Origin of the sequence: Caballeronia pedi (assembly GCF_001544915.2) — a bacterium.
Classification (GTDB): domain Bacteria; phylum Pseudomonadota; class Gammaproteobacteria; order Burkholderiales; family Burkholderiaceae; genus Caballeronia; species Caballeronia pedi.
This window is the reverse complement of the sequence record NZ_FCOE02000087.1, coordinates 1-7,349: the sequence shown is the minus strand read 5'-3', so window position 1 is coordinate 7,349 and position 7,349 is coordinate 1. Positions and strand designations below refer to the sequence as shown.

General features: G+C 62.7%; 6 protein-coding genes and 1 pseudogene. 5 read left to right on the top strand and 2 right to left on the bottom strand.

Annotated features, from left to right (window positions below):
• Nucleotides 1-626: 626 nt before the first annotated feature.
• Nucleotides 627-1,331 (bottom strand): FadR/GntR family transcriptional regulator, encoded by a 705-nt coding sequence (locus AWB80_RS42330; protein WP_061180552.1) that lies wholly within the window; start codon nucleotides 1,329-1,331, stop codon nucleotides 627-629.
• 366 nt (nucleotides 1,332-1,697) lie between these two features.
• On the opposite strand from AWB80_RS42330, the gene garL reads away from it, so the two are divergent.
• Entirely contained in the window at nucleotides 1,698-2,483 is a 786-nt protein-coding gene (garL, locus tag AWB80_RS42325; protein WP_061180551.1) for a 2-dehydro-3-deoxyglucarate aldolase, read from the top strand.
• Between the two features lie 43 nt (nucleotides 2,484-2,526).
• Nucleotides 2,527-3,435 carry a 2-hydroxy-3-oxopropionate reductase gene (locus AWB80_RS42320; RefSeq protein ID WP_279628703.1) on the top strand — a complete coding sequence of 303 codons (909 nt, stop codon included), beginning with the start codon at nucleotides 2,527-2,529 and terminating at the stop codon, nucleotides 3,433-3,435.
• A 44-nt stretch (nucleotides 3,436-3,479) separates the two neighbouring features.
• Here the strand turns inward: AWB80_RS42320 and AWB80_RS42315 are convergent, their stop codons facing one another.
• Complete coding sequence (locus tag AWB80_RS42315; protein ID WP_244207063.1) at nucleotides 3,480-4,439, bottom strand: LysR family transcriptional regulator; 960 nt, start codon at nucleotides 4,437-4,439, stop codon at nucleotides 3,480-3,482.
• A gap of 57 nt (nucleotides 4,440-4,496) precedes the next feature.
• On the opposite strand from AWB80_RS42315, the gene AWB80_RS42310 reads away from it, so the two are divergent.
• The 3 genes and pseudogenes from AWB80_RS42310 to gudD all read left to right on the top strand — a co-directional run.
• Entirely contained in the window at nucleotides 4,497-5,432 is a 936-nt protein-coding gene (locus AWB80_RS42310) for a 2-hydroxyacid dehydrogenase (protein ID WP_061180548.1), read from the top strand.
• 52 nt (nucleotides 5,433-5,484) lie between these two features.
• Nucleotides 5,485-6,834, top strand: coding sequence for an MFS transporter (locus AWB80_RS42305; RefSeq protein ID WP_061180547.1), 1,350 nt, complete (start codon nucleotides 5,485-5,487; stop codon nucleotides 6,832-6,834).
• Nucleotides 6,835-7,080: 246 nt separating this feature from the next.
• A pseudogene (gene gudD, locus AWB80_RS42300) lies at nucleotides 7,081-7,349 on the top strand (glucarate dehydratase); the annotation flags it as partial.

Below are 7,349 nucleotides of genomic sequence, written 5' to 3'. Positions count from 1 at the left end.
CGTATGCCGGAGCACTACGGGGCGCTGTCGCCGATTCTGCACGTCGTGCCGCTGCAGTTGCTGGCGTATCACACGGCGTGTGCGCGCGGGACGGATGTGGATAAGCCGCGGAATCTGGCGAAGTCGGTGACGGTGGAGTAAGCGTCGGCGGGTCTTTTGCGCGGCGGTGTGTTTGCAGAAAAAGCGTCTTTTCGAAGGCGCTTTTTTCTTTCCGGTTGAAGCATTTTTGCGGCGAGAAACTCGGCATGTAACCGGCATGATTTTGCCGGTTAAGCACCACTATGTTGTTTAACCGGCGCGAAAATGACGGTTATCGATCTCGAAAAATGACGTTGCCATGCGTTGCTCGCCTGTGGACAACCTTGTTGGCACTACACCGCGTTAACTGTTGGCGGTTTCTGAACAACTCTCCGTCCGACGCCAGAACGCAAAAGTTGTCCTGCGCTCAAGCCAGAACCAGACGCGCCATACCGGACTTGTTTAATCCGTAAACATCTGACGTAAAACGCGCTTCGGCAGTTATCCACCGATTTGCCGCCAGCTTGTTAACTACTACCACGTATACATACGAACTCTTTTGTTTACTTAAGCAACGTGACCGCACTGCTCAAAACCGCAGCGCACCTTCAGGCAGAAGCGGCACCATGCACTTGCCTCAGGCGCTCACGGCTATTGCTCAGATGCATTCGCATCGCAGCGCGTGCGTCGTCAGGGTCTTGTCGCACGATCGCCTGATAAATCGCCTTATGCTCGCCGAGCACACTGCGCAAGCGCTCGATCTGATCCAGTTCCGCAAGCTCGGCCTTGCCCAGGCGCGTGCGCGGACTCACACCGCGCCCCATCTGGCTCAGCACATCGTAGAAATATCGGTTGCCGCTTGCACGCGCGATCTGCAAATGAAACTCGACGTCATGCTGCAGCACATCCGTGCTCCCACTCGCCAGTTGCTCCTCGAAGCGTTTGAGCGCCGCCGCGATCTGCTTGAGATGCGCGTCCGTGCGCCGTGCCGCAGCGAGCGCGGCCGCCGCGCCTTCCAGATCGATGCGAAACTCGATGACCGCCATGATGTCCAGCAGGCTCGACAGATCCGCGTCTGGCAGACGCATTGCTTCGCGATCCTCGGGCGCCCGGATGAACGTGCCGACGCCATGCCGTGTCTCGACCACATGCGCCGCCTGCAAGCGCGACACCGCCTCGCGCACGACCGATCGGCTCACCGACAGTTGTTTCATCAGCGCGACTTCCGTCGGGATCTTATCGCCGGGACGGAGAACGCCGCGCTCGATGTCCTCGAACAGGGTGGCGACGACTTTTTCGGTGAGACTGGCCATATTGATTCGCTGCGGACGGAGTAGAGTAGTTTTGCCTGTCGTCGGACGTCGTCCCGTTAGCTCGATCCGAAGATGGGCGAAGCCGGATAGGCCAAAGCCCCGTAGATGTCCGACAACGCATCATCGTGCTGGACGATGGTTTCGTCAATTCGGCAAATCCTGTCGTCCAAATCAGAAAAGATATAAGACATCGTATAAGTATAATCAGCGTAACAACGCCGAAACTTACGCAAAATCAAATGATATAGGGTATACGCCCCTGTCCCCGAGGCGTGAATCAGCGGTACTCTGTGTTAAGACGTCTGATGACATGAGTTCTCGGACGCGTCGCTTTCCATTCAGATCGCCGTCGTCACAGGAGGCATCATGCCGTCTTCGTCACCGTACCAACCGCTGCCCAATACATTCCGAACGTCGCTGCGCGAACGCAAGAAGCTGATCGGCTGCTGGCTGTCGCTGGCAAGTCCGATCGCCACCGAGCTGATCGGCGTGGTCGGCTTCGACTGGATGCTGCTCGACGCCGAGCACGCGCCGAACGACGCCCTCACGCTCATCCCGCAATTGATGTCGCTGAAGGACAGCCCGAGCGCGCCCGTCGTGCGCCCGCAGGCGAACGATCCCGTCGCGATCAAGAAGCTGCTCGACTCGGGATTCGTCAATTTCCTGATTCCGTTCGTCGACAATGCCGCTCAAGCCGAGCGCGCAGTCGCCGCGACGCGTTATCCTCCTCAGGGCATCCGCGGCGTATCGGTGGGGCATCGCGGGAATCGTTACGGCACCGTAGCGAACTATTTCCAGGTCGCGAACGACAACATCAGCGTGGCGGTGCAGATCGAGAGCCGCGCGGCGGTCGAAGCGATCGACGAGATCATCGCGGTCGAAGGCGTCGACGCGCTGTTCGTCGGCCCGTCCGATCTCGCCGCCGCGTATGGCCATCTCGGCAACGCGAACCATCCGGACGTGCAGGCGGCCATCGCCCACGTGTTTGAGCGCGCGCACGCGGCCGGCAAACCGAGCGGCATCCTCGCGCCCGTGCAGGAAGATGCCGAGCGCTATATCGCGATGGGCTGCACGCTCGTCGCCGTGTGCGCGGATCTGGGCTTGCTCAGGAACGCCGCGCAGGCCGTGAAGAAACATTTCATCCCGGAGTGAGCGCGACGCGTCACGCTCACTCCGGCCGACACCGAATATCGACATCAAGGAGCGATACATGCAAAAGGCAGGCTTCATCGGACTGGGCATCATGGGCAATCCCATGGCGGCCAACCTTCTCAAGAACGGCGTCCAGCTCGCGGCATTCACGCGCAGCGGCGTGAGCGCGGATCTCACGGGCGCGGGCGCCACGGCATGCGATACGCCCGCCGCCGTCGCCGAGAAGGCTGATGTGATCTTCATCATGGTGCCGGACACGCCGGACGTCGAGAAAGTGCTGTTCGGCGAGAACGGCGTCGCGAGCAAGCTGAAAAGCGGACAGATCGTCGTCGACATGAGCTCCATCTCGCCGATCGCCACGCGCGAATTCGCGGCGAAGGTGCGCGAGAAGGGCGCCGATTATCTCGACGCGCCCGTGTCCGGCGGCGAAGTCGGCGCGAAGGCCGCATCGCTCACGATCATGGTCGGCGGCGCGCAGGCGACCTTCGACAAGGTCAAGCCGCTCTTCGACATGATGGGCAAGAACATCTCGCTGATCGGCGAAGTCGGCGCGGGGCAGGTGTGCAAGGTCGCGAATCAGGTGATCGTCGCGGCGACCATCGAGGCGGTCGGCGAGGCGTTGCTGCTCGCGTCGAAGGCAGGCGTCGATGCTGAAAAGGTTCGCACCGCGCTGATGGGCGGCTTCGCGTCGTCGCGCATTCTCGAAGTGCACGGCGAGCGCATGACCAAGCGCACCTTCAATCCGGGCTTCCGCATCGAGCTGCATCAGAAGGATTTGAATCTGGCGCTCGCGACCGCGCAGGCGCTCGGCGTCGCGCTGCCGAATACGTCCACGTGCATGCAGTTGTTCAACGCGTGCGCAGCGAACGGCGGCAAGGCGTGGGATCACTCGGGCATGGTGCGCGCGCTCGAAATCATGGCGAATCACGAAATCGGCCAGGAAGCGAAGTAATTCTCGAAGACTCAACCCGTCCGCCGCGCGCCGGCGGGTTTGCCTCAAAGCTTCTTCAGTGCGCGCTCCCCGATTCGCGCGAAATGCGCGACCGCGAAGCGCCGCACGTTCTCCACAGCCGGATTCGTCTGCTCCTCGCTCCACGCGAGATCGATATCCGCGTACGCGTCCTGCGCCCATAGCGGCCTGAATACGACTCCCTCGAAACACAACTCGCGCGCCGACGCCGGCACGATCGCGACGCCCACGCCCGCGCGCACCAGCGCGACGATCGTATGCGTCTGGTCGATGTACTGCACGTAATCCGCCTGCACGCCGCTCGCCGCGAGCAGTCCCGCGATGCGATCGTGGAAGTACTTCCCGCCATCGTGCGAATACATGACGAAGGGCTGGCCATCGAGATCCCGCGCGGCGATGGCACGGCGCTTCGCGAGCGGATGCCCGATAGGAATCGCGAGCTGCAAAGGCTCGCGCGCGATCCGCTGGAACTCGATGCCGTGCATGAAGAACTGCGCCCGCATGACGCCGAGATCGATCTCGCGCGATTCCAGCGCCTTTACCTGCTGCAACGACACCATCTCCTTGAGCACGAGCCTGATGCCCGGCAACTCGTCGCGCACCGCCGCGATAAGGCCCGGCACCAGGTGATAGCCCGACACGGCGGTGAAGCCCATCGTCACCTGGCCGACGTCGCCGCGCGCCACGCGCCGCGCCGAATCCACCGCCTGCGTCGACAGCCGCAGGATGCGAACCGCGTCCTCGTAGTACGCACGGCCCGCCGCCGTCAGCTTCACGCTGCGGCTGTTGCGCTCGAACAGAACGAGATCTAGCGCCTGTTCGAGCAACTGGATCTGCCGAGACAGCGGCGGCTGCGTCATAAAGAGCCGCGTGGCGGCGCGCCCGAAGTGCAACTCCTCCGCGACGGCCACGAAACAGCGCAGATGATTCAGCTCGATGATCATGTCAATTTGGGTATTGATCGATGCGGAATATAGCTTAGACATCAATCGATCGCGTGAATATAGTGATTTCCGAGATAAGCCGACCTTCAAGGAACTCGAATGTTCGACGTGCTACTGATCAATCCCGTGCTTGCGTCGCTCGACCGCGAACTAAGCGCGCGCTACACCGTGCATCGCTACTACGAGCACGCCGATAAGGCCGGATTCCTGCGCGAAGTCGCACACGGCATCGGCGGCGTCGTGACGGGGGGCGCGACCGGCATCAGCAACGCATTGATGGATGCGCTGCCGGCGCTGCGCATCGTCGCGATCAACGGCATCGGCACCGATGCGGTCGACCTGACGTACGCCCGCGCGCGCGGCATCCACGTTTCGACGACGCCCGGCGTGCTCACTGACGATGTCGCCGACCTCGCCATCGGCCTGTTGATTTCCGCGTGCCGTGGCTTGTGCGTCGGCGATGCGTACGTGCGTGACGGCGAATGGGGCAAAAGCGGCCTGCCGCTCGCGCGCAAGTTCAGCGGCATGAAGGTGGGCATCGTCGGGCTGGGGCGGGTCGGGCGCGCGATCGCGCAGCGCGCGGCGGCGTTCGGCTGCCCGATCGCGTACACCGATCTGCGCGAAATCGCCGATGTGCGTTATCGCTTCGTCGCCGATCTGCATGATCTCGCGCGCGAAAGCGATGCGCTGATTCTCGCGGCATCGGCGGACGACGCGGAAGGCATCGTCGACGCCGCCGTGCTCGATGCGCTCGGCCCGGACGGTTATCTGATCAACGTCGCGCGCGGCAAGCTCGTCAACGAAGCGGATCTCGTGCAGGCGCTCGAAGAGAAGCGCATCGCGGGCGCGGGGCTCGACGTGTTCGTCGATGAACCGAACGTGCCCGCCGCGCTGTACGCGCTGAAGAACGTCGTGCTCCAGCCGCATCGCGCGAGCGCGACCGTAGAGACGCGTACCGCGATGGGCGACATCGTCCTGGCGAGCCTCGCGTCCAGCTTCGCGGGCGAGCGCCCCGAGACGAGCGTCACCCCCTGACACGCGGCATCGCCGAACCATAACCATCCCGACGACATCTGGGAGGAGACACGTGAAGAACCTCGATATCGCTTCGTCCGCAGCGGCCGCCAGCGCGGCCAAGGTCGGCCATTTCCGCTACACCATCCTCGCGCTGATTTTCTTCGTCACGGTACTGAACTACGCGGACCGCGCGACGCTGTCCATCGCGGGAACCTTCGTTTCGAAGGATCTGGGTCTGTCGGCGTCGGCGCTCGGCATCGTGTTCTCCGCGTTCGGCTGGGCCTACGCGATCGGCCAGATTCCCGGCGGATGGCTGCTCGACCGATTCGGCGCGAAACGCGTCTACGGCGCGAGCATCGCCTTATGGTCGATCTTCACGCTGAGTCAGGGCACGGTGTCGATCTTCGGCACGGCGGCCTCCGCGACAGCCGCGCTCTTCGTGATGCGCTTCATGCTCGGCCTCGTCGAATCGCCCGCGTTTCCGGCGAACGCGCGCGTCGTCGCGACATGGTTCCCGACCAACGAGCGCGGCACCGCGAGCGCGTTGTTCAACTCGGCGCAGTATCTGGCGGTCGTGCTCTTCACGCCGCTGATGGCGTGGTTCACGCATGCGTTCGGCTGGCATCACGTGTTCTTCTTCATGGGCGGGCTCGGGCTGATCGTCGCGGTCGTGTGGTTCGCCGTCATGGACGATCCGAAATCGCACAAGCGCATGAGCCGCGCCGAATTCGACCACATCGCGAGCAACGGCGCGCTCGTGAGCCTCGATACGACCATCGCGACAACGCGTCGCCGCTTCACGCGTCGCGAGCTCTCGACACTCTTCACGAGCCGCATGATGTGGGCGATCTACATCGGCCAATACTGCATCACGGCGCTGACGTACTTCTTCATCACCTGGTTCCCGATCTATCTGATCAAGGAACGCGGCATGAATGTGATGACAGTGGGTCTCGTCGCCGCGCTGCCCGCGATCTGCGGATTCTCCGGCGGCATTCTCGGCGGGTTGCTGTCCGATTTCCTGATCCGGCGCGGCGTGTCGGTGTCGCTCGCGCGCAAGACGCCGTTCATGATCGGCATGCTGCTCGCGACCGCGATCATGACCGCGCCGCTTGCATCGACCAATACGGCTATCGTCGTCATCATGTCGCTCGCGTTCTTCGGCAAGGGGCTCGCCGCGATCGGCTGGGCCGTGCTTTCGGACGTCGCGCCACGCGAGATGACGGGACTGTCGGGCGGCGTGTTCAACGGCATCGGCAATACGGCGGGCATCGTGACGCCGATCGTCATCGGCTATGTGGTCGCGAGCACCGGCTCGTTCGATCGCGCGCTGTGGTTCGTCGGCGCGCACGGCATCGCGGCGATGGTCGCGTACGGGCTGCTCGCCGGGCCGTTCAGGCGAATTCAGTTGAAGACCTGACTTTCGAAGTCAGACCGACGAAGCCGGCGTGAGCCGGCTTCGTCGGTTTCAGCACGCACATCATTTTTCGGTTGTCTGACGTCTTAGTTCGATTTGCCTCGGATTGGCTGAAGCTGCGGTCCATCGCCGTAGGCGTTATGAATAATGACAAAGGGTAAACACGCTTGGCGTCTAAAGTAGGTCACTCTACAATGTCGTCAGACAACGTATCACTAGATCGCTAGCCCAACTCACCGGATCACGCTCATGTCCTCGAACGCAGTCAACCCGAACGCCACTCCGAAAGTCACCGAATTGCGCGTCGTGCCGGTCGCCGGCCGCGACAGCATGTTGATGAACCTCTCAGGCGCGCACGGGCCCTTCTTCACGCGCAACATCGTGATCCTGACGGACAGTGCGGGCAACACGGGCGTCGGGGAAGTGCCGGGCGGCGAGAATATTCGCAAGACCATCGACGATGCGCGTTCGCTCGTCGTCGGCCAGTCGATCGGCAACATGCATGCGGTGCTCAACAA

What these genes read in the sequence shown, in the direction of transcription:
- AWB80_RS42315 (WP_244207063.1), bottom strand. Translation starts at nt 4,439, where the DNA reads ATGTCTAAGCTATATTCCGCATCGATCAATACCCAAATTGACATGATC.
- AWB80_RS42310 (WP_061180548.1), top strand. Translation starts at nt 4,497, where the DNA reads ATGTTCGACGTGCTACTGATCAATCCCGTGCTTGCGTCGCTCGACCGC.
- garL (WP_061180551.1), top strand. Translation starts at nt 1,698, where the DNA reads ATGCCGTCTTCGTCACCGTACCAACCGCTGCCCAATACATTCCGAACG.
- AWB80_RS42330 (WP_061180552.1), bottom strand. Translation starts at nt 1,331, where the DNA reads ATGGCCAGTCTCACCGAAAAAGTCGTCGCCACCCTGTTCGAGGACATC.